At 67.3% G+C, this 22,535-nt stretch carries 15 protein-coding genes; 5 read left to right on the top strand and 10 right to left on the bottom strand.

What is annotated here, in order from left to right:
• Positions 1–12 precede the first annotated feature (12 nt).
• The 10 genes from E2F46_RS12020 to E2F46_RS11975 all read right to left on the bottom strand — a co-directional run bounded on the left by E2F46_RS12020 (position 13) and on the right by E2F46_RS11975 (position 17,300).
• On the bottom strand, positions 13–1,212 hold the full coding sequence (locus tag E2F46_RS12020) for a CaiB/BaiF CoA transferase family protein (RefSeq protein WP_133322352.1): 1,200 nt from the start codon (positions 1,210–1,212) through the stop codon (positions 13–15).
• 136 nt (positions 1,213–1,348) lie between these two features.
• Complete coding sequence (locus E2F46_RS12015; RefSeq protein ID WP_425599832.1) at positions 1,349–3,205, bottom strand: glycoside hydrolase family 127 protein; 1,857 nt, start codon at positions 3,203–3,205, stop codon at positions 1,349–1,351.
• A gap of 2 nt (positions 3,206–3,207) precedes the next feature.
• A complete protein-coding gene (locus E2F46_RS12010) occupies positions 3,208–6,009 on the bottom strand; it encodes a ThuA domain-containing protein (RefSeq protein WP_165967451.1) in 2,802 nt (933 codons plus the stop codon).
• 33 nt (positions 6,010–6,042) lie between these two features.
• Positions 6,043–8,226 carry a formylglycine-generating enzyme family protein gene (locus E2F46_RS12005; RefSeq protein ID WP_133322346.1) on the bottom strand — a complete coding sequence of 728 codons (2,184 nt, stop codon included), beginning with the start codon at positions 8,224–8,226 and terminating at the stop codon, positions 6,043–6,045.
• Positions 8,223–9,203, bottom strand: a complete 981-nt coding sequence (locus E2F46_RS12000; protein ID WP_133322344.1) for a ribokinase — start codon at positions 9,201–9,203, stop codon at positions 8,223–8,225. The genes E2F46_RS12005 and E2F46_RS12000 overlap by 4 nt, the downstream gene beginning before the upstream one ends.
• Positions 9,200–10,312: a serine hydrolase domain-containing protein gene (locus E2F46_RS11995; protein ID WP_165967450.1), complete on the bottom strand. Its 1,113-nt coding sequence runs from the start codon at positions 10,310–10,312 to the stop codon at positions 9,200–9,202. The genes E2F46_RS12000 and E2F46_RS11995 overlap by 4 nt, the downstream gene beginning before the upstream one ends.
• Before the next feature lie 266 nt (positions 10,313–10,578).
• Positions 10,579–12,795, bottom strand: coding sequence for a TonB-dependent receptor (locus E2F46_RS11990; protein ID WP_133322340.1), 2,217 nt, complete (start codon positions 12,793–12,795; stop codon positions 10,579–10,581).
• 239 nt (positions 12,796–13,034) lie between these two features.
• Positions 13,035–13,934, bottom strand: coding sequence for a LysR family transcriptional regulator (locus E2F46_RS11985; protein ID WP_133322338.1), 900 nt, complete (start codon positions 13,932–13,934; stop codon positions 13,035–13,037).
• Positions 13,935–14,049: 115 nt separating this feature from the next.
• A complete protein-coding gene (locus E2F46_RS11980) occupies positions 14,050–16,446 on the bottom strand; it encodes a sodium:solute symporter (protein WP_133322336.1) in 2,397 nt (798 codons plus the stop codon).
• On the bottom strand, positions 16,443–17,300 hold the full coding sequence (locus tag E2F46_RS11975; RefSeq protein ID WP_133322334.1) for an HpcH/HpaI aldolase/citrate lyase family protein: 858 nt from the start codon (positions 17,298–17,300) through the stop codon (positions 16,443–16,445). The genes E2F46_RS11980 and E2F46_RS11975 overlap by 4 nt, the downstream gene beginning before the upstream one ends.
• 172 nt (positions 17,301–17,472) lie before the next feature.
• Here E2F46_RS11975 and E2F46_RS11970 point away from each other — a divergent pair, with 172 nt between their 5' ends.
• The 5 genes from E2F46_RS11970 to E2F46_RS11950 all read left to right on the top strand — a co-directional run bounded on the left by E2F46_RS11970 (position 17,473) and on the right by E2F46_RS11950 (position 22,454).
• Entirely contained in the window at positions 17,473–18,777 is a 1,305-nt protein-coding gene (locus tag E2F46_RS11970; RefSeq protein ID WP_243720404.1) for an amidohydrolase, read from the top strand.
• Between the two features lie 310 nt (positions 18,778–19,087).
• A complete protein-coding gene (locus E2F46_RS11965; RefSeq protein WP_133322330.1) occupies positions 19,088–20,404 on the top strand; it encodes an amidohydrolase in 1,317 nt (438 codons plus the stop codon).
• Between the two features lie 26 nt (positions 20,405–20,430).
• Entirely contained in the window at positions 20,431–21,273 is an 843-nt protein-coding gene (locus E2F46_RS11960; RefSeq protein WP_133322328.1) for an AbiJ-NTD4 domain-containing protein, read from the top strand.
• A gap of 93 nt (positions 21,274–21,366) precedes the next feature.
• A complete protein-coding gene (locus E2F46_RS11955) occupies positions 21,367–21,957 on the top strand; it encodes a hypothetical protein (RefSeq protein ID WP_133322326.1) in 591 nt (196 codons plus the stop codon).
• Positions 21,958–22,046: 89 nt separating this feature from the next.
• Positions 22,047–22,454 carry a hypothetical protein gene (locus E2F46_RS11950; protein WP_133322324.1) on the top strand — a complete coding sequence of 136 codons (408 nt, stop codon included), beginning with the start codon at positions 22,047–22,049 and terminating at the stop codon, positions 22,452–22,454.
• Positions 22,455–22,535 lie beyond the last annotated feature (81 nt).

The following is a 22,535-nucleotide window of genomic DNA, read 5'->3' as shown; positions in this document are numbered from 1 at the left end:
CGCCACGGCAAGTCACTCCACCGATCGCAATGCCGGCCGCGAAGCGGCGCGCTCCGTGGTCGCTTCCCGGATGTCCTGGTCGTGCTGCCCCAGCGTGGGTGCGGCGAACGGGTCCGGGCCCGGCGTACGTCCGAAACGGATCGGATGCGCCACGCCGCGGTAGCTGCCCAGGGTGGGGTGCGACACCTCGGCCAGCATGCCCTCGGCCAACACCTGCGGATGCTCGAACATGTCCTCCACCGGCCGCGCGGCCGCGCACGGCACTTCATCGCCGAACAGCGCTTCCCACTCCAGCGCGGTCCGCTCGGCCAGCGCCGCGTGCAGGCGCTCCACCAGCACGTCGGCGTGCTGCGCACGCAGGCGCACGCTGGCATAGCGTGGATCTTCGAGCAGGTCGTCCATCCCGGTGAGCCGGCACAGCGCCTGCCAGAAGCGCGGCGTGTTGGCAGATACGTAAAGGTGTCCCCCGCGGGTGGGGTGGATGCCGGTGACCCCACCGGAGCGCATGTCCCGGCCGATGTCGAGCGCCTCGCCCTTGGCCCAGACCATCCGCGCCGATTGCATGGTCAATGCGGCGCGCAGCAGCGACACGCCGACATACTGGCCCTTGCCGCTGCGCTCGCGTTCGTAGAGTGCCGACGACACGCCGGCCGCCAGCAGCGCCGCGGCGTAGTAGTCGACGACCGAGCCGTAGATGATCTCGGGCGTCCCGCCGCGCTTGCCCTGCATCACGCACATGCCGGTCATCGTCTGCAGCACCTGGTCGTACCCGGCCTTGTCCTTCATCGGGCCGGTTTCGCCATAGCCGGTGACCGCGCAATAGACCAGGCGCGCGTTGATCGCGGACAGTGCATCGAAACCGATCCCCAGGCGCTCGGGCACGCCGGGGCGGAAGTTGTGCACCAGTACGTCGGCGTCGCGCACCAGCCGGTACAGCACGGCGCGATCGTCGGCGGCCTTGAGGTTGAGCACCACGCCGCGCTTGCTGCGGTTCACGCCAAGGAACGCGCGGCTCTCGGCTTCCAGCGTGGACGGGTAGTTGCGGAGGTTGTCGCCGCCCGGAGGCTCGACCTTGATCACGTCCGCGCCCTGGTCGGCGAGCAGCGAACAACCATACGGACCGGCGATGTAGGCGCTCAGGTCCAGCACGCGCACGCCGGCCAGCGGGCCGCCATGGCCACGCTGCGGAGGGTCGAATACCGAAGTGGTCAAGATGGCCTCCCTTGCGCGTCCCGCGCCAGAATCCGCCGCAGTGTTGCCGCCGCGGGCCCGGGCATCCAGTCAGCCACACTACCTTCTGAGTGCACAGAAACTTGTGTACGCCCGCGAACCAGCCACTGCACCATCGTCAGACCTGCCCGCAATCGTCGGCATCGGCGCCGGTCGGGCCGGGTGCCAGCCCCAGCCAGGTGATGCGCCAACTGCGGTCCATGCGTCCATTCAGGCCGTAGTACGGCAGGAAGTCGATTGCCGGGCGGCCATCGAAATGCACGCGCAGCGTGGCCGCGGGTTCATCGCCCGTCGGCGGCAGTGTCTCGACGCGGATCTGGTCGTCTGCCGCTGGCAGGCGCACGACTTCGCTGGTCTTGTAACCATCCACCAGCCCCGTCGCATACACCAGCGGACCGCGGGTAAACGCGACATGGCTGTAGTGCAGCACCTGCTGGCGCACCGGCGCGCCGCCGGGCGCGCGCGATTCCTGGATGTTGCGGTAAGTGCGGCGATGCACGCGCGGCGGCATTGGCAGCGACAACGCGACCGTGTCGCCCGGCGCCCATTCGCGCTCGATGTCGGCATAACGCCCCGCGGCCACGGCCGTCGGCGCACCGGCCGCGATGGCAAGCATCGCGCCTTCCGCCCATTCCGGTATGCGTACGCGGATGCGGAACCGCGTCGCCGCCGCCGGCAGCACATCGATACGGATCTCCCCGTCGAACGGATACGCCGTGTGCTGGCGCAGCGTGACGTCGTTGCCGTCCGCCAGTCGCAGGATGGCCTCGCCCGGGCCCAGCAGGTTCACTGCCACGCCTCGCGCATCGGCGGTGTAGGCCACCGCCGGCAATTCCTCCAGCGCCATCGCGCCGCTGGATTTGCAGCAGCGCCAGTAGTTGGTGTGGATGCGGCGGCCGTTGGCGAAGGAGTAGTAGCACCAGTCCTCGCCATTGGGGGCCTGCGCGCCCAGCAGGTCGTTGTACGCCGTACGCTCGATCTCTTCGGCGTGGCGCACGTCGGCGGTGATCGCCAGCAGCTCGCGATTGAGCTGCAGCCACGCCAGTATCGAGCAGGTCTCGACGTAGGCCCCGGGATCGAACACGAAGGCGGGATTGAACACTTCGCGCGAACGATGGCCGATGCCGCCGAACGGGCCACCACCCAGGCTGATGTGGTGGTCGCGGATCGCCTGCCACTGCAGGCCCAGGGCGCGTGCGTAGTCGGCATTGCCGGTGGCGCGATGCAGCTTGGCCAGCCCCACCAGGTTCCAGCACAGCTGGTAGGCCTTGCCGGTGGCGATCTCGGATGGATCGGCGCCTGCCAGCGCGCGTTGCAGCAGCGCGAGTCGCGGGTTGGCATCGGCCTGCGCCAGCACGCACTCGGCAAGCTGCAGGTAGCGCGTTTCGCCGGTCAACGTGTACAGGTCGACCGCAGGATCCAGCAGCACCGACGCCGACATGCCATGGTGGTTGCCGACGCTGGTGATGTCGATGCCGTCTTCGCAGAACACCTGCCAGCACAGGTCGGCGATGCGGCGCGCGGCGTCGAGGTGGCGGTCGTGTCCGAAGCAGCGATGCACCTCGACCAGGCCGAGCAGCAGGTAGCTGTGCGTCCAGATGTCCCAGGTCCGCAGCGCCGGCTCGCCATTCCAGCTTTCCGGCTTCGGCGGCTGCGGCACCATGAAGCGGCGCGAGGCGACGTAGTTGCCGAGGTAGCCATCATCGTCCTGCACCGACAGCAGGTGGTCGGCCACGGCGACCACCTTCGCCTGCAAGGCGGCATCGCCGCTGCGCGCAGCCGCTTTCGCCGCGGCCACGAGCCACTTGCCGGCGTGCTCGCCGTACCAGTCGCCTTCTTCGTTGTGGTCGCGATGCACAGGATTGAAGATCGCGATTGCCGGGCTGTCCGGCCCGGTGATGAACTGCGACAGGCGACCGCGCCGGTTGGCGTCGAGCGCCTCGCCCAGCAGACCATGGAGTTGTACCGATTCCACGTTCATTGCTTCATGTACCGGCCCAGGGCCTGGATTTCTGCAGAGGTGAGCCCGGACGCCTGCACGCGCATCGCGCCGTGGCTCAAGGCCTCCACGATACGCGGCAGCGGATGCGCGGCGATAACGCTGCGCGGCGGGATGTTGCCGAACGGATGGTCGTGGCAGGCCGCGCATCGCGCGGCGTAAAGCGCTGCCGCATCGACGGCAGCGATATTGGCCTCGCTGGCGTCCTCCAGTCTCGACGGCAGTGCCGGCGCAGGCGCGGTCGCCGCGCCTCCCGACAGCAGCGTTTCAGCCACGCGGAAAGCCTGGATGCGATCGGTGCCGACGAATGCCGTGCCGCGTGCGAACGCAGGCGCGTTGTACTTGCCGCTTGTGTAGAGCTGGCCCGGCGCGCTGCGCCAGAGCAGGGTGAGTGTGTCCGCGTCGAACGCATACAGCACGGGTCGTGGCGCATCGTCTCCAGCCAGGGATGTGGATCGCCGTGCGTTCTCGTCCAGCACCCAGACGATGGCATCCTGCCCGTTGCGGCTGGTCACCATGGGCGGGCCCGGGTTGAGCATCACTTCGCTGTCTTGCCGCGCAGCGATGCGGAGGTAGGGCGACGCGTCGGTGTGGCGTTCGATCTGCAGCCTGACCAGCGAGGGAGGTTTCGCTTCCGGCATCGCGACGTGCCGGCGCGTGTTGCCGGTCAGGAAGACATGTTGCCGACCCTGCGCATCGCGGAAGAATGCCGGCACCGATCGCGCCCGTGCGATATCCATCGCACCATCGTCTTCGGAGTACGGTCCAAAGGCGTTCAGCGGGCCGCGCGCGCCGAATTGCGGCTGTACCTGCGGCGGTAGCAGCGACCCGTCCTGCGAAGAGGGCGTATCGCATCGCGGCCTGCTATCGAGCCTGCCCGGCAGGCGGTCGCGGTCGAGCAGGTAGGCGTTGCCCTGTTTGCCGCCCACCACCATCAGCCGCGGTTCGCCGGGCAGGGCGGGCACCAGCATCGCGCCGCCAGAGCCGAGGTCGATGTCGGCCGTCGCCGAACGACAGTGGTTGAACGGCGTGTAGGTGCCACGCAGGGTGAGGCCGCTGGCCTCGTCGGACAGCTTCATCACGGACTGCGTCCAGTCGTGTGGCTGGTCCTTGTAGCCCTCGAAACCGCTGCCGGTCACCACGTAGACATGGCCGTCGTCGTCCACGGCCGGGCCACCGGACCCCCAGATGCCGCCGGCACCACGGTGCGGCATGGCCTGGCTGGCGAAGGCGCTTCGCACGCGTGCCTGCACGGTATCGACCGAGACGGTCCAGCCGGTTTCGGTTTCGCCGAAGCCGACGTACAGGCGCGTGCCGTCGGGACTGAGGTTGAGCGCTGCGCGTTGCACGCGGAAGTCGTGCTTGCGCCGCGGCGGAACGCGCCGTGGACCGGCGTTGCGGTTCACCGCATTCAACGTGTCTTCGTCCAGCCGCACTGGCCATCCGGGCAGGACGTGCCCGGTGTGGACGTCGAGCGCATACGCCTGCCAGCTGTTGGCCGGATCGCAATGGGTCACGTAGAGGCGACCGCGGGCAACGTCGATCACCGGTGTCGACAGGATCCCGGTGGGCACCCCGTCGAGCGGCGATGGCTGCAGGCGGCACGGCGCGCCCAGGCGGGTGCGCCACAGGATTCGTCCCGCGGCGACATCAGCGACGGTTGCGGCGTTCACCGCATACACGTAGCCGGTATTGCTGGCCGCGATGACCGCAGGGAACGTATCGCCGCGCAGCGGGCCTTCGCCGAGGCGCAAGGCATCGAGATAGAGCGGCGACGCATACAGTCGCGGTGGATGGCCTTCGAAGCCATCGAGCCGCGGTGATTCCCAGGCAAGGCCGAACGATCCGCCGACGATGTCCGTGCGCGATGGCGCGTTGCCGCCGTCGTCCCAACCGCTGCGCAACGGATCGCGCTGGAACGTGGGCCAGTCGGCAGACACGCGCGGGCGTTGCGGCGCTTCCGGTGCGTGTGCGAATACGCTGCCACCGAGAGCGTCGCGCGAGCCTTTTCCGCGCACTTCGGTGCCCGCGCTCCACAACATCGCGTTGAGCAGGACCTTGCGCATGGCCGCATCGTCAAATGCGGCGAGGAAGTGGGTGCCGGTGAAGCCGAAGGACCGTCCACCACCGGGGCGCGTGTAGGTCCACGCAACCGTCGCGCGCCCGGGCGTGGTCTCGACCAGCCTCGCGCCCTGCCGGTACTGCACGTCGAGGTCGGCGACCAGCACGGGCAGGGCGCCGGGTGCGAACCGCAGCGTCGGATAGAACTCGTCGCGATGCTCGAACGCCTGCAAGCCACGCACGACCGGGTGCGACAGGACGGCAGGTTCGATCCGCGCCCACTGGGTCGTGCGGTCGAAGGTGCCTGCACGAACCGCGCCCAGCCACTCGCGCAAGCCGAGGTCGTCGTCCGTCGGCACGGTCGAGGCCTGGTGCAGCGCCACCAGGCCAACGCCTTCGCGCACCAGCCACTCGACCTGGGCGCGTCGCGCAGGATCCGTCAGCGGATGCCTGTCGAGGCCATCGAAGTACCAGACCAGCGCATGCGCGCCTTCCAGCGCGGAGGCATCCTCGGGCCAGCCGTCGGGGAACGCGACGACCTCGACCCCGGCCTTGCGCGCATCGGGCGAGGCCTCCAGCAACGCCTGCAGCGCGCGGATGCCGTCGGGGTAATCGTGGCGCCCCGGCGCCTCGCTCGCAGCGCCGCCGATCAACACGATCTTGCGCGGCGGCTCGCGCCCGCAGCCTGCCAGCAGACTGCAGGCCAGGAGCAGGAGCACGCATCCTCGCGTCGGCACCTTGCGCACCACGGCTCAGGCGGCATCGACCGCGCAGCGGAAGCCGACCGTGCCGGCGCGGTCCTTGCACGGTGCCATCAGCAGGTACTTGCCGTGCTGGTCGAGGCGGTAGGCCTGCGGAAAGTACCAGTGCGAGGTCTGCGGCTGGTAGCTGCTGCCGCCGCGCAGGATCGCGGCGCGCGTGTGCTCGTCGACGAATTCGTCGGTCCATTGCCAGACGTTGCCGACCAGGTCTTCGACGCCGAACGGCGAAGCGCCCTGCGGATGCGCACCCACATCGTCCGGCGGCAGCAGGCGGCGGCCGCGATTGGCCTGCGGCACGCGCGACGCATCCCAGTCGTTGCCCCACGGATAGCGCCGGCCATCGTGGCCCTGCGCCGCGTACTGCCATTCCCACTCGCGCGGCAGGCGCTTGCCCGCCCACTGCGCATAGGCACGCGCATCCTCCAGCGCCACCCAGGTCACCGGCTTGTTGTCCCAGCCCGGGCGCGGCGCACCGTCGATCCATTGGCGCAGGAAGTTGGCGGCATCGCGCGGCGCGTAGCCGGTCGCATCGATGAAGCGTTTGAATTGCGCGTTGGTCACCGGATGGCGGTCGATGTGGAACGCCGGCACCTGCATGCGCTTGTAATGATGGCGGCGCGGCACGTCCTCCCACGGGTACTGCACGTCCACGCCGGCCCAGTTGAAGCCTTCGATCTCGATGCCGCCGACCTTGAACAGGAACTCGCCGGCCGGCACGCTCACCATGCCTTCGGGCGCATCGGCACGTGGCGTCGTCGGTGCCACGTCGACGATCTGCTGCGGCAAGGCGCGCCATTCGCCGGAATACGCATTGATCGGCGTCTTCGCCCCCTCGGCGACGGTGGCGAGGAAGGCATCGAGCCCGCTGTCGTCCGCACCCGGCGACAGCGCCAGCACCGCACCGAAGCCACGCGCCTCCAGCGACAGTTCCACCAAGGCCTGGCCGTCGACCACCCGCGGCGACAGCGCGCGACCGTTCCATGCGTCGTAGTACCGCGTGCCTTCGACGTGTTCGATGGCGAACTGCTCGCCGTCGACGTTGTATTCGTTGCGGTTGGCCAGCGTCCACAGCACCGTGTCGTCGCCGGGGAAGCGGCTGATGAACACGCTGCGCTGCAGGCTTTGCTGGTACGGCGCCCAGTCCATGCTGACCACCAGCGCCGGGAACGCGCGGTAGATCGTCGCGATCCGGCGCAGCGCTTCGGCGTTGCGCGGCGTGAACTGGTTCCAGATGCCCCAGATGTTTTCCCAGGCGTTGTAGCCGATGCCGTTGAGGAAGCAGTACTGCAGGTCGTGGGTGCGGTCGCGGCCCCATCGGTTCTCGTAGTTCACCATGTGCCGTGGTTCGAGCCACTTCCACTTCGACACCGGCGGCACCGGTCCGTCGGGCGCCTTCTTGCCCCAGCTCTGCACGTTCCAGATCAGCTGTTCCTCGGCGCTGATGGTGGACTCGGGCTGCACCACCACCGGGTGGCCGAGCCGGTCGCAGGCATCGAAGAACGCGCGCGGCACGCCGTTGAAGGTATCGCCGTTGATGCCGTCGGCGCCCACCGCCTCGACGATCTCCGCCAGGCCGTCCCAGTGCGTGGTGCCGGGGTCGCGCGTGCCGTGGTCCCAGGGCTTGGCGGGCAGGAACACCTTCACGCCACGGCGGTGGAACGCGTCGACCGCACGCTTCAGGCCGTCGAGGCCACCGGGCAGGTCGTGCGCGAGGTCGAACTGGTTGCGGTCGTCGATACCGATGTTCGGGTAGATGTACCAGATCAGCACCGAGTCCAGCCCGCCGAAGCGCTGCTCCAGGTCGTCGAGGTAGCGATCGACCGTGTACTCGCCGGTCTCGACATCGAAGAAGTAGCGGTCCTCGACCATCATCTGCGCATGCACGAAATTTCGCTGCGCCCACTGCAGTTCCGGGCGGCGGTACTGGGTGTCGTCGTAGCCGATGCGCACCAGGTGCTCGCGGCGCCAGTCGCGCAGCTCGGCCAGCCAGTCGTCGGCGCTGGCATTGGCATCGATCATCCACTCGCCGATGTCGGCGAACGGCCAGCCCGGCGCCTTGCCCGGCACGGGCAGGTAGCGCCCGGTGGTGACGTGCGAGAACTTGTATTCCGTGCGCAGCGGCGGCGGGCCGCGGTCGGGCGTGTCGTCGTCGATGATGTCGTAGCGATTGGTCATTGCGTTCTGCGATTCTCGTCTGCGGAGTCCCGGGGCTCGCCGTAGCTTGCCGTCAGCCTGGCCAAGGCCTGCAGGGTGTCCGCCACGTCGGGCCGGGCGAGCACTGCGCGCACCTGCGGGCGCTGCGGGATGCTCGATTGTGCACCCAGCGTCGTACAGGCCAGCGCCGATGCCGCCGAGGCCTCGCGCAATGCCGCGGACAACGCCGCGCCACGCGCCAGTGCGGCCGCCAGCACGCCACAGAAGGTGTCGCCTGCCGCGGTGGTGTCGATGGCATCGATGACGAACGCCGGCTGCAGGTACGTGCCGCTGGCATCGCGCGCAATGGCACCCGCATCGCCCAGCGTGACCACGATGGTCGCGACCGGCAGCGCGTCCATGGCGGCGCGGACGTCGCCTTCGATGCCGGAGAGCAGCGCGATCTCGCCCTCGTTGGCCACCAGCACGTCGACCGATTGCAGCAGCGCATTGGGCAGCACCTGCGCCGGGGCCGCATTCAACATGACGGTCACGCCGGCCGCGCGCGCCGACTGCGCGTACGCCAGCACCGTCGGCAGCGGCGTTTCCAGCTGCAGCAACAGGCAATCCACGCCATCCAGCGCCGGCAGGTCCGTCGCGGACAGTGCGTCGTTGGCGCCCGGCGCAACCGTGATCGCATTCTCGGCGTCATCGGAGATGCAGATGAAGGCCACACCCGTCGGCAGGTCGCGCTGGCGGCGGACATCCAGCGCAACGCCCGCGTCGCGCAGCGAGTCCTCCAGCACGCGCGCGGCCGGATCGTCGCCCAGCGCGACCAGCATGCCCACGTCGGCGCCACCGGCGCGCGCGGCGGCCACGGCCTGGTTGGCGCCCTTGCCGCCCGGGAAGGTGCGGAATGCATGCCCCAGCACGGTTTCACCCGGCGAAGGGATCGCCCTGGCGCGCACCACGTAGTCCAGGTTGGCGGAGCCCGCCACCAGCACCCGTCCCGCGGTCATGGCGCGACCGCCTGCTGGACGTGGTTGTAGAAGGCCGTGGCAACGCGCGGCAGGTCATCGGCACGGCCGTTCGGCAGGTGCTGCAACATCAGTAGCGCCACGGTCCTGGTGGCGGGATCGATGACGAAGTACGTCGATGCCGCGCCACTCCACCCCGCCTGTCCGGCCCGTCCGGCGCGACCAAGTGCGGCGGGATCGACCAGCACCGACAACCCGAGCCCGAAGCCGCGTCCCGGCGAGTCATCGACGAAGGGACGCTCGAGCGCCATGGCAGCGAGCTGGTCGCGGAACATGCCATCGACCAGGTCGGCTTGCACGAAGGTGCGACCGCCGGCTTCGCCCCGTGCCAGCAGCATGCGCGCGAACGCCAGGTAATCGGATGCCGTCGAGTACAGTCCACCCGCGGCGCCCGTGTAGGCGCGGATGCGTGTCCCGGGGTCGCGCACGTGCGCCTCGTCGGCCGGCACCAGCGCGCCCGAATCGCCCATGACACCCAGCTCGACGATCCGGTGGCGCTGCGCGACCGGCACTTCGAAGCCGGTGTCCACCATGGCGAGGGGCGCGAAGAAGGCATCGCCGAGGTAGTCCTCAAGCGACTGGCCGCTCCAGACTTCGACCAGACGGCCCAGCACTTCGGTCGCCATGCTGTCGTAGGTGAAGCGGCTGCCGGGATCGCGGGCCAACGGCACGCCGCGCAGTCGATCGACGTATTCCGCCAGGCTTGTCGCCTGTTCGGGACCTGCCGATTCGCGCAGTCGCATCGCCTCGCCATCACCGGCCACCGGGAAACCCGCGGTGTGCGTAAGCAGGTGGCGGATCGTCACCGCCCGCACCGGCATGCGCGGCTGACCGCCGGCCTCCAGCACCTGCTGCCCGGCGAACTGCGGGAGATGCAGCGCGAGCGGATCGTCCAGGGTGGCGTGGCCTTCGCCGACCAGGCGCAAGGCAGCCGCCGACACCACCGGCTTCGTCATCGAGTAGATGCGGTAGATCGCGTCAGGCGCGAGCGGCTGCGTGCGGGCCAGGTCGGCGTATCCAACCGTCTCGTCAACGACCGCTGCGCCATCCTGCACGACCAACAGTCGCGCACCCGGATAGCCTGCCGCCAACACCTCGTGCTGCAACCACGCCCGTGCGTCGAAAAGCGGCGACCCGGGATGCGGGAGAGGTGCATGCCCGGGCGCCGCGGTAACGGGTGACACCGCGATGCACAGGGCAAGCAACCCTCCCCGCCAGACATCACGATGCAGATTCACTGTTGCCCTCCACGCGACACCGGATCGTCACTGCCTGCCGCAGGAAACCGGACGGCCCCGGCGATCGGCCCTCCGCGGCAGATGGGCGCGGATTCGTGGTCGCGCCCGACGATGCCTGCTCAGAACGTGTACTCGTAGGTCACCGAGTACATGCGGCCACGGCCGGCCCAGTAGTTGCGGAAACCGGGTACCTGCGACCAGGTCAGGATGTACTGCTTGTCGAGCAGGTTCTCGACGCCCAGCGAGAAGCGGCCGACGTTCTCCACGCGATAGTTCACGCCCAGGTCGAACAGCGTATAGCCATCGGTGCGCTCGCTGTAGCTGAAAGTTCGGTCATCGAAGTCGCGGAAGTCGCTGCCGGACAGTTCGCGCGACATCAGCGTGGTCGAACCCAGGGTCACGTCGCCCTGGTCGGAGAACCGCCAGCGCGCGGACAGCACCAGCTTGTCCGGATTGACGTCCAGCGCACCCATCGGCCGGTTCAGCCCGCCAGCCGGATAGCGCCCCAGCGTGTCGGCGGTCCAGAACGAGGTCTTGCCGCGCGTGCGGGCGTACACCGCCGTCAGCCGCCAGTCGGCATTGACGTTCCATTCGCCGGTGGCCTCGAAGCCCTTGATGCGGGTCGGTGCGCGATTGAGCACGAAGTCGTTGGTCACCGGATCGACCGCCAGCGACGTGCCGAAATCGGCCTTCGAGTCGTAATAGGACGCGCCGAAGGAGGCCGAGCGCCCGCGCCAGTTCACGCCGACCTCGCGGTTGTCCACGATGATCGGCTGCAGGTCGAGGATGCCGTCGACGCTTTGACCCGGGATGTTGATGTTGCGCAGCGGGATGCCTACGTTCGGCAGGCCGAAGCCTTCGCCGTAGGCAACGAATGCCGACCATTCCGGACTGATCTGCCAGACCGCGCCGAGGTTCTTCATGGTGTCGGTGTAGGACAGCGTGCCACCCTCGACGAACACGCGGTTGCGGAACCATGTGGTGGTGTACGAGTCCACGTGCAGCTCACCGTCCTCGCGGCGCACGCCGCCACTCACGGTCACCGGCCCGATGTCGTAGCTCAGCTGCACGTACGGCGCCAGGCTGGTGTATTCCATCGGCGGCACCCACAGGCGGTCGGTCAGTGCCAGGCGCTGGTCGGCGGTGTCCTGTACCCAGTCGATGCCGGTGTGCAGCTCGAGTCCATCCACGCCGAACAGTTCCGGACGCGTCCATGACGCGCGCAGGCCACGCTTGTCCGAGCGGATTTCGGACTGGTCCCAGATGCGGCCATTGGGGCCGTTCGGCGGGATCAGCGGATCCTGGCGGTCATCGCCGTCCTCCGGCGGATAGCGCATCGCCTGGTCGGCCCAATACGCGTTGAGCACCAGGGTGCCGGCAAGGAAGTCGCCATCGCTGTAGATCACGTTGACCTGGCGGAAATCATTGAACTCGGCCTTGGTGCCGAACAGGTTGCCGCGCTCCGAGGTGTTCGGGCGCGGATCCTCGCAAAAGCCGGGTTCGTACCGGCAGCCATCGACCTGGATGTAGTTGCCGTTGCCTTCGATCTTGAAGTCGCTGTAGCTGGCCTGCAGGCGCTTCTCCCCCATCTCGCCGAAGTTGAAGCCGAACTTCATGAACAGGTTGTTGGCCACCGAGTCGTTGACCGAGCCGCTGGTATTCATGCCGAGCCGCACGCCGTTGCCGTCGTAACCCATTCCGCGATCGATCCGCGATGCACCCACCACCGCATCGAAGTTGTCCTGCTTGTGCATGAAATTCACGCCGACCTTCCATCCCGCGCTGTCGTCCTTGAACTGCGTCGAGTAGCGCGTCAGCAGGCGGAACTGGCTGCCTTCCTGCGTGGGCGTGGCGGAAATGTAGTTGATGATGCCGCCTGCGGCGCCGACGCCCTCGGACGCGGAAGGACCGTTGATGACTTCGATCCGGTCGACGATGCCCATGTCGGTGAACGTGGCATTGCGGGTGCCCTCGCGCAACGGCGATCCCTGCGGCACGCCGTCGAACAGGCGCAAGGCAATGCGCCCGCGCAGGTTCTCGCCGGTGTTGCTCATGGCCTGCGACGCTTCCGAATAGCCGGGCACGGTGCGCGCCAGCACCGCGGTCGCGTCCTCGGTCAGCGAAAGCGTGTGCCTGATGTCTTCGGTGGAAACAACGGAGATGGCGCCGGGGATCTTGTCCACCGCCTTGGGTGCACGCGTGCCGGTGACGATGACGCGGTCGAGCCGGGCGGCCTCGCTGCCCTGTTCCTCGTCTGCCTGCTGCGCGAACGCGCCGGTGGCAGTCAGCATGGACGCGAGCGCGATGCCGATCGCGGCGGAAAGTGGCTTGATCATGGATGGCCCCATTGATTGGTCCGGTGCCTGGCGCCGGATGTTGTTTTTGTCGTCCGTGGGCCGGCACTTCCTCTTCCACTGCCGTCCCCGTGCTGCCATGCGACGCGATACGCCGTGCGACATTGACCGGAAGACTATGCGTCGACCGCAGGCGAATGAACTGTCGCCCGCTATGTTCAGACGCTAGTTTTTATTGCTTACGATGCGAGCAAAAGTATGTTGCGCTGCAGCAGCCGTGCTCAGTGGTGCGGATCGCTCCCGCCACGCTGGCGGCGGGTGACGTGGCGGCACTCCTCGCGCAGCGCGAGCGTGAGCCGCCCGCGGACGCTGGTGCTGGACCAGACGATGCCCATGCGCCGCGGCTCGGAGGGTTCCGGCAAAGGCAGTCGTGCCACCCGCACGCCCGCCGGCCAGGGCTCGGCCCAGTCGGGCACCAGCGACACGCCAAGGCCCCGGTCCACCATCACCGCGATGGCATTGAGTGCATTCAACTCGAAGCGCTCGCGCGGCACGATGCCCACACGCCGCAGGTACTCGTCCGCCTGCCGGCCGCCCCACTGGTGGCGGTCGTAGCGGATCAGCGGCTCGTCGCGCAGCAGGTCGTGCGGATCGCAATGGGCCAGGCGTTCCGGCGCCAGCACCACCAGCGGTTCCTCGCGCAGGACTTCCCAGTTGCAGGTCTTGGGCAGGGCGAAGGGCGCCTGCAGCACGATGGCGGCATCCAGTTCGCCGCTTTCCACGTCGGCGTAGAGCTCCGCCGAATAGCCGGGCTTGATGAACACGTTGATCAGCGGGAACTTGCGCACCATGCCCGCCAGCACGTCGGGCAGCATGCCCGCCAGCGCGGTGGGGCAGGCGCCCAGGCGCAATTCGCCGGAGACCGCGCGATCGTTGGCGATGCTGCGCAGGTCGGCGACGTCGCGCAACACCTCGCGCGTGCGCTGCAGGATGCGCGCGCCTTCCTCGGTCACGCTGACCGTGCGGCCGGCACGCGCGATCAGCGGCACGCCCAGTTCGCGTTCCAGCGTGCGGATCTGCTGCGCCACCGCGGCCGGGGTGATGTTGAGGTGGCGCGCGGCCGCGGCCATCGACCCGCGATCGGCGACCTGGAGGAAGGTGTTGAGGAACTGCGTGTCCACGCTGGCTGCCTGCGCTACCCGGGAAGCGAAGCCCGTGCGCCCGCGACGGGCGGGCTCCGGTGCATGATGACAGCATCGCGGCAGGCGCCGCGCGCGTGCCGCAAGTCGTGGCCGGTCAGGCCCGCGCCTTCACCCGGTCGTGGATCGTCAGCCCTTCCAGCGACCGGTCCGGCGGCGGGAAGCACAGGCTGGCGAGGTATCCGATCACGATGCACAGCATGATCGAGATGCCCAGGTAGAAGTACGGGTGGACCAGGTCGAACGACCAGGCCAGCAGGGTCAGCGCGATGGCGCCCGCGACCCCGATGGCCACGCCCGCGGAATTGGCGCGGCGGGTGAACATGCCCAGCGTGTAGGCACCCGCGAAGCCGCCGCCCAGCAGCCCGGCCAGTTCGATCGACACGTCGAACAGCGAGTGGATGTCGTAGCGCGACAGCAGCAGCGCCAGGCCGATGCCCACCAGCCCCACCAGCACCGTCATCCACTCGGCGAAGCGCACGCCGCCCTTGTCCGTGGGGTTGCGCGCCAGCTTGCCGTAGAAGTCCACCGAAAGCAGCGTGGCCACGCTGTTGATGATGCTCGACAGCGTGGACATCGCCGCGGCGAAGATGCCGGCGATGATCAGCCCGGTCACGCCCATCGGCAGTTCGGCGGCGATGAACAGGGGGAAGGTGGCGTCGATCGGCAGCAACGGGTCCAGCCGTTCCGGGTTGTTGCGGTAGTACATCCACAGCGCCGTGCCGATGCCGTAGAAGATGAAACCGCCCGGGATCATCATCGCCGCGAAGATCCAGATCGAGCGTCCCGCTTCCTTGTCCGAGCGCGTGGACAGCGTGCGCTGCATCAACACCTGGTCCTTGGGGAAGGTCAGCACCACGTCGAACACCACGAGGAAGATGAACCCCCACACCGTGGCCTTGGTCAGGTCGAAGCTGAAATCCAGCAGCTGGGTCTTGCGCTGGTCCACCACGGCCTCGCGCACGCTGTCGAAATCGCCGCCCAGCGACCACAGGATGAAGCCGATCGCGAACAGCGCGCCGCCCATCTTCACGAACACCTGCACGAAATCGGTCCACACCACCGCGCGCATGCCGCCCATCGCGGTGTAGGCGATGGTGAACCCGCCCATGATCAGGATGCTCCACACCACGTCGATGCCGGTGATGGTGGCGATGGCCAGCGCCGGCAGGAACAGGATCACGCTCAGGCGGCTGCCGACCTGCATGGCGATGGCCAGCGCGCTGGCCAGCATGCGGATGGCGGGGTGGAAGCGCGTCTCCAGGTAGGAGAACACGCTCATCAGGTCCAGCCGCCGCAGCAGCGGCACGATCCACACCGCCACGAACATCAGGCCCAGCACGGCGACCAGGTTGTTGGTCATGTATTGCCAGTTGCTCTCGTAGGCCTTGGCGGGAATGGCGATGAAACTGATCGAGCTGGTGTTGGTGGCGTACAGGCTCACGCCCGCCACCCAGAACGGAATGCTGCGGCCGCCGACGAAGAAATCCGCGCCCGATGCGGTCTGGTCCTTGCGATAGAAGTACACGCCGATGCCCATCACGCCGGCCAGGTAGACCACGATCACCAGCCAGTCCAGCCACGCCAGCAGGTGCTTGCCGGATTCGATGCGTGCCTCGTGCACGCCGCCATCGCCGCCGCTCCACAGCCAGCCATTGCCCCGCGGCACCAGCGCACCGGCATCGGACGGGAGGGTCGCCGGCAGCGGCGCCCACGATCCGGTGATGGTGTGGAACAGGCGCGGTTCGCGGCCGTTCGCGCCCTGCAGCAGGAACAGCACGTGTGCCTGTCCGATCGCGCGGGCTGCGTCCGTTGCCAATGCCGCCGGCAACGGGCCTTGCGATTGCCAGCCGTCGGTGGCGTTCCACTGCCACAGCCCGCCGCCCTGCGTGGCGACGTACAGCGCGAACTTCTGTGCCACCAGCACGGCAGGGGCCTCGTCGCCGGGCCAGCCACCATGGGCCGTCCAGGTGGCGCGCGCGGAGCCCAGCGGCCATGACCACAGTTGGGTGCGCCCGGCCGCGTCCAGCCCGGCAACGAACAGCGCGCCCGACAGCACGGCCGCGCGCGCGTCATGCAACGCAACCGGAGGCACGCCCATCGGCGTCGCCTGCAACACGTCGCCCTGCCATGCCAACGCATCGATGCGCTGCAGCCCGGCATCATCGCTCCACAGCTGCCAGGCCTGCGCGCCGCTGTCGGTGCTGGCGACCGCCTGCAACCCCGTGTCGTCCGGCATCGTCGCGTCGCGCCACGCCGTGCCGGCGGCATCCAGCACCCAGGCGCCGCCGCTGCCGCGAACCACCACCCGCTCCGCCACCACCTGCAGGCGCAGCGGATCCGCGCCCGCCGGCAATGCCGGCAACGCCTGCTCATGCACCGAGACCAACCCCTCGGCCCAGGCCGGTAGCGAAACCGCCAGCAGCAGCCACCCCAACGCCAGCCATCGCACGCCGGCGCGCCGCAGCCCGACGCGTCCGCCACGCAAGCTCACGCCCGCTCTCCCGCATCCGCCAGCAGGCGTTGCGCACGCCGCAAGTAAGGGGGATCGACCATCCGGCCATCGACACTGAACACGGTCTTGCCTTGCGCGTCCGCAACGGCCGCCGCGTCGATCACGCGGCGCGCCCAGTCCAGTTCTTCCGCGGTCGGCGCGAACGCCGCGTTCGCCCACGACACCTGGCGCGGATGGATGCAGCTCTTGCCGGCGAAGCCGAGCGCGCGCGACATCCTGGCCTCCTGCACGAAGCCGGCATCGTCGGTGTAGTCGGGGTGCGCGCCATCACACGCGAACACGCCCGCTTCCGCCGCGGCCATCGCCACCTGGAACATCGCCATGCGGACATGCGCCTGTTCGTTGCGACGGATGCCATGCGGTTCGAACAGATCGCCCAGCCCCAGCTGCAGCCCGGCGATCCGCGGATGCGCCCCCGCAATGCCGGCCGCGCGGCGCAGGCCCCGGGGCGTTTCGATATTGACCAGCAGGCGCAGCGGCGTGGCGTGGCCTTGCGCCGACGCATGGCGTTCGATCGCCGCGACCGCGGCATGCACCGTTTCGGCCGACTCCACGCGCGGCAGGTTCAGCAGGTCCACGGGCAGCGGCAGCAGGGTCGCCAGATCGTCCTCGAACTCGGCCGTGCCCACCGGGTTGACGCGCACCACGACGTCTTTGCCCTGCGCCGGTCGCGGCTGCGCAGACAGGAAGGCGGCGACGGCGCGGCGCGCCTCGGCCTTGCGCGCGGGCGGCACCGCGTCCTCCAGATCGAAGGACACCGCATCGGCTTCGCCCGCACAGGCCTTGGCGAACAGTTCCGGACGGATGCCCGGCACGAACAGTTTGCTGCGCATCCGCCCTCCCGGTATCGCCCCGCCAGTGTGCGCATTCCGGGGGCCGATCAAAGCCGCCTGCCGGGGATTCAGAAGATACCTTTGCTTGCTTGTCGATGCCGAATGCCCCGTCCAGCCGGTATCCCGGTGCGTTGCCTGGGCTACGCTGGCGTCATTACGACGGGAGATGCCCATGCGCCTGACCACCTGCCTCGCCATCGCCGGCGCGTTCGCCTGCGCCTCCGCCGGAGCGACCGCCCACGCCGCCGACGCGCTGCCGGTCACTGCAGCCCTGCAGGACAAGGTGGTCGAATGGCGTCGCGACCTGCACCAGCATCCGGAGCTGGGCAACCACGAGGTGCGCACGGCGCAGGTCGTCGCCGACCACCTGCGTGCGCTGGGCATGGAGCCGCGCACCGGGATCGCGGTCACGGGCGTCACCGCGGTGCTGAAGGGCGGCAAGCCCGGCCCGCGCATCGCGCTGCGCGCCGACATGGATGCGCTGCCGGTGACCGAGCAGACCGGCCTGCCGTTCGCGTCCACCGTGCGCAGCGAGTACCGCGGCCAGCCGGTGGGCGTGATGCACGCCTGCGGCCATGACATGCACGTGGCCATCCTGATGGGCGTGGCCGAGGCGCTGGCCTCGATGCGCGACGAACTGCCGGGCGAAGTGATGTTCGTGTTCCAGCCGGCCGAGGAAGGCCCGCCGGTGCCCGGTGAGGTGGCCGGCGCGAAGCGCATGCTCGACGAAGGCGTGTTCGACGACTTCAAGCCCGATGCCGTGCTGGGCCTGCACGTGTGGTCGCGGCTCAATGCGGGACAGGTCGGCGTGCGCGCCGGTCCGTTCATGGCCAGCGCCGACGAATGGACGCTGGAGATCACCGGCAAACAGACGCACGGTTCGCAGCCGTGGGCGGGCGTGGACCCGATCACCGTCGCCGCGCAGGTGCTGCTGGGCGCGCAATCGATCATCGCGCGGCAGGTGGACATCACCGCGCACCCGGTGGTGCTGACCGCGGGCCAGATCAACAGCGGCCTGCGTTTCAACATCATCCCCGACACGGCGACGATGGTCGGCACCCTGCGCACCTTCGACATGGACGTGCGCCAGGACGTGATCGACCGCTTCCGCAGCACCGCCGAGCACTTCGCCGCCGCCAGTGGCGCCACCGCGACGCTCAACGTCGACATGAACGCACCGGTGACGCGCAACGAGCCGGCACTGACCGAACGCTTGCGCCCGTCATTGGTACGCGCGGTGGGCGAGGGCAACGTGGTGGAGGTGCCGCGCTACACCATCGCCGAGGATTTCTCCGAGTTCGCCAACGTCGCGCCCGGGTTCTACTTCTTCGTCGGCACCACGCCGGCGGGCACCGATCCGCTCACCGCGCCGATCAACCATTCACCGCAGTACGCACCCGACGAAGCCGCACTGGATGTCGGCCTGCGCGCACTGCTGCAGGCGACGCTGGATTTCCTGCAAGGCCCGGCGTCGTAGGCGCGAGCAAAGCGCGGCGGCAGGGCGCTGCATTGCCTGACACACGCGCGCGCCCCACGCAGGCGGGGGCCCAAGGGCGTCCGTGCTGCGCGACTTCACATCCACGGGTGCGCGCCTGACCGGCTTCGCCGTTCGCTTTGCAGTCGTGGGCAAGACGGCCTCCTCGTGTCGCCAATGCACACGTACGATCCGCGCATCCAGATCCCGGTTCGCGACACGCTGGTGGATCACGAATTCGCCCGGGTAAGCGCCATCGCCCGCCTCGTTCCGGCATGCGCGCTAAGATCGCCCCATCACCGGGGAGACCACCATGCCACGCATCGCCACGCTGCTTTCGCTCGCCATCGCCGCCGCCTGCTGCCTGCCGGCCCACGCACAGGACGCGCAACGCCCGGAAGTCGCCGAGGCCGCGCGCGCGCTGCAGGCCAAGGTGGTGGAGTGGCGCCGCGACATCCACCAGCACCCCGAACTCGGCAACCGCGAGACGCGCACTGCCGCGCTGGTCGCCGACCACCTGCGGTCGCTCGGGTTGGAACCCAAGACCGGCATCGCCACCACCGGCGTGACCGCGGTGCTCAAGGGCGGCAAGCCCGGTCCGCGCATCGCACTGCGCGCCGACATGGACGCACTGCCGGTCACCGAACGCGTCGACGTGCCGTTCGCATCGAAGGCCACCACCACCTTCCGCGGCGAGACCGTTGGCGTGATGCACGCCTGCGGCCACGACGCGCACGTCGCCATCCTGATGGGCCTGGCCGAAGCGCTGGTCGCCATGCAGGACGAGCTGGCGGGCGAGGTGATGTTCCTGTTCCAGCCGGCCGAGGAAGGCGTGCCCGAAGGCGAGGTCGGCGGCGCCAAGGAAATGCTGGCGCAGGGCGTGTTCGACGACTTCCGCCCCGACGCCGTGTTCGGCCTGCACGTCGGCTCGACCATGAACGTCGGCCAGGTCGCCGTGCGCCCCGGGCCGATGATGGCGGCGTCCGACAGTTTCGAGATCACCGTCAACGGCCGCCAGACCCACGGCTCGCGGCCGTGGAACGGCGTGGACCCCATCGTCGCCGCGGCGGACCTGGTCACCACCGCGCAGACCATCGTCAGCCGCCGCACCGACATCACCAAGCTGCCGGCCATCGTCACCTTCGGCGCGGTGAAGGGCGGCATCCGCCACAACATCATCCCCGACTCGGTGGAGCTGATCGGCACCATCCGCACCTTCGACGACGACATGCGCAAGGCCATCTTCGCCGACCTGCGCAACGTGTCCGAACACGTCGCCGCCGCGCACGGCGCCGCCATCGAGGCGACCATCCCGCTGAGCCACAACTACCCGGTCACCGCCAACGACCCCGAGCTCACCGCGCGCATGCTGCCCAGCCTGGAAGCGGCCGTGGGCGCCGGCAACGTGGTCGATCCGGGGCTGATCACCGGCGCCGAGGATTTCTCGTTCTTCGCGCGCGAGGTGCCGGGGATGTATTTCTTCGTCGGTGCCACGCCGCAGGGCACGGACCCGAAGACGGCGCCGAGCAATCATTCGCCGGAGTTCTATCTGGACGAGGGGTCGCTGGACGTGGGGTTTCGGGCGATGTTGCAGGTGGTGATGGATTATTTTGCCGAAACCGGAAGCTAATTGGCGTTAGCCCTCTGGAGACAGAATTGCGATTCTCGGAAAGACATGGGTACCGCCCAGTACGCGACCGCATCCAAATCGAGTCAATCGACGAGGAATTGCGGAACGGCTTGTGGAACGTGCTAACGCTGCGCGTCTGGAATCACGTCAAGAATCCTGGCCAAAACTGGAATATGCGCAGTTCCGAGAATCGGGACATAAATGCGCTCTGCTTAAAGCTGTGGCACAGCTACTTCAAGAAGCCAATAGACCAGTTGTCTGATCATTGGTCGAAAGTACACGAGCAGCTTCGAAAATACTTCTTCGGTTGCCAGTGGTATGAGGTCTATGACTTTCTAGAGTTCGTTCACGACAACTACGATAAGTACAAGTTCGGCGAAACATTTGCTTCTGCGTGCAACATAATTCTGGAGCGAGAGTCATCCGCATACAGATTTGTTGGTGGGTCGATCGCATCAATCACAGAGCCATCTGAGATTGCTGAAGTCGAAAGAGCCATCAGCTCGTCGCCCTCTCCAGTCAGGGCGCACCTAGATAGAGCTCTTGACTTGCTAACGTCGCGGGAGAGCCCTGACTATCGCAATTCAGTAAAGGAGTCGATATCAGCGGTCGAGAGCCTTGTTTCGCTCCGCCTTGGCTCAGACAAGGGAACTCTGGGGCAGATGCTCAAGCAACTCGAAGATTCAGGCAACCTGCATCCTGCGTTGAAATCCGCATTCAGCAGTCTATACGGATACACATCAGATCAGGGCGGTGTCAGGCACGCGTTGCTCGACAAGGACAGTGTCGTACACGCGGACGCACAGTTCATGCTTGTTACATGCTCAGCCTTCATCAATTATGTGCAGCAGAGTCGCACAGAGAGCTAACAATTCATTCAAGCCGAAGCCGCTTCGCGGCTCGGCTTAATTCAGGCGTTAGAGGTCTTTCCGACCGTGATCGCAAACTGGTGGAAACGCTCAATGTTTAACATCATTCCGCAGGCCGCTGACGCTATCTATTCGTGGTCAAACTTGCTCATTGTACTAGGCGCAATGCTGGCGTTAGTAGGTACCGTCGGTGCAGTTTGGAGCGGTGGCGTTCGCGAAAAGTTTGCCGACGAGCGCATTACGGCCAATGAGGCAGAGACGGCGAAAGCAAAAGCTGAAACTGCTCAGGCGTTGCTAGAGCAAGAGCGCCTCAAGTCAGTCATGTCATGGCGACGTGTCACACCGACTCAAGCCAAAAAGTTGGCGACTGCACTCTCCGATAAGTCAATAGAGCCGTGGCTAGCCTGGGTTGGTGACGATCCAGAAGCGACCATGTTTCGGGGCGACTTAGAGGCTGCTCTTTCCGCCGCCGGGATCAAGACAAAGTACTTTAGCGGTTACGCTAGGGCCGTTGGACTTTCTGTGAAGGGCGGCACTTCGGAGGAGCGTCAAACTCTGCTGCAAGCTTTCCACGCGGCCGGTTTACCTCTTTATGAGTCTGACCAAGTGGGCCTCATGAAAGGTCAGTTGGAGATTACAGTTGGTACAAGGCCCCCACCTGATTTTCATGGCAAAGACCTCTAACAATTCATTCAAGCCAATGCCGCTTCGCGGCGCGGCTTAGTTCAGGTGTTAGGGCTCACCCCACCCACCTCATTAGTCTAACTATTCAGATGAACTATCGACTGTTGACTATGTTCGCCATCATTGCAGCCGCAATCAGTGGCTGCGCTCGCGGCGATGTAACGGCCCCTTACTTCATTGCATGCGAAGCACGGCGCGCTCAGTTTCACGCGAAAGTCGATGAGGCAAGTGAATTAATTTTCATCCAGTCCGTTCTTGGCGGATGCAGCAGCATGAACAACAACGATCAGCCACTCAAAATCTCCAGAGGACATCGTGATGGGTTCTTTGTCGCTGATGAAAACCTAGATCGCGTCGGCCTTCGCTGCAGAGTTGAATGGAATAGAAACAGTGGAACCTTAGCCGCATATGCTTGGACCACTGAGGCATCTGAGCTTGCGGATTCCTTTGTCGGATCTTGCCGAGAAACTCAGATTGGTATCGGTAGGTCACCGTGACGTACGTGAGCCCTAAACAAAACACGAGCAAAACAGGGGGTCAGAGTCGACCTTTGAGCCGGTCAGGTCCTGCCTTCTGCT

It is taken from the genome of Luteimonas aestuarii (genome assembly GCF_004357985.1).
In the GTDB taxonomy this organism is placed as follows: domain Bacteria; phylum Pseudomonadota; class Gammaproteobacteria; order Xanthomonadales; family Xanthomonadaceae; genus Luteimonas; species Luteimonas aestuarii.
Note: the sequence above shows the minus strand (reverse complement) of the source record. Positions and strands in the feature narration are given on the sequence as shown.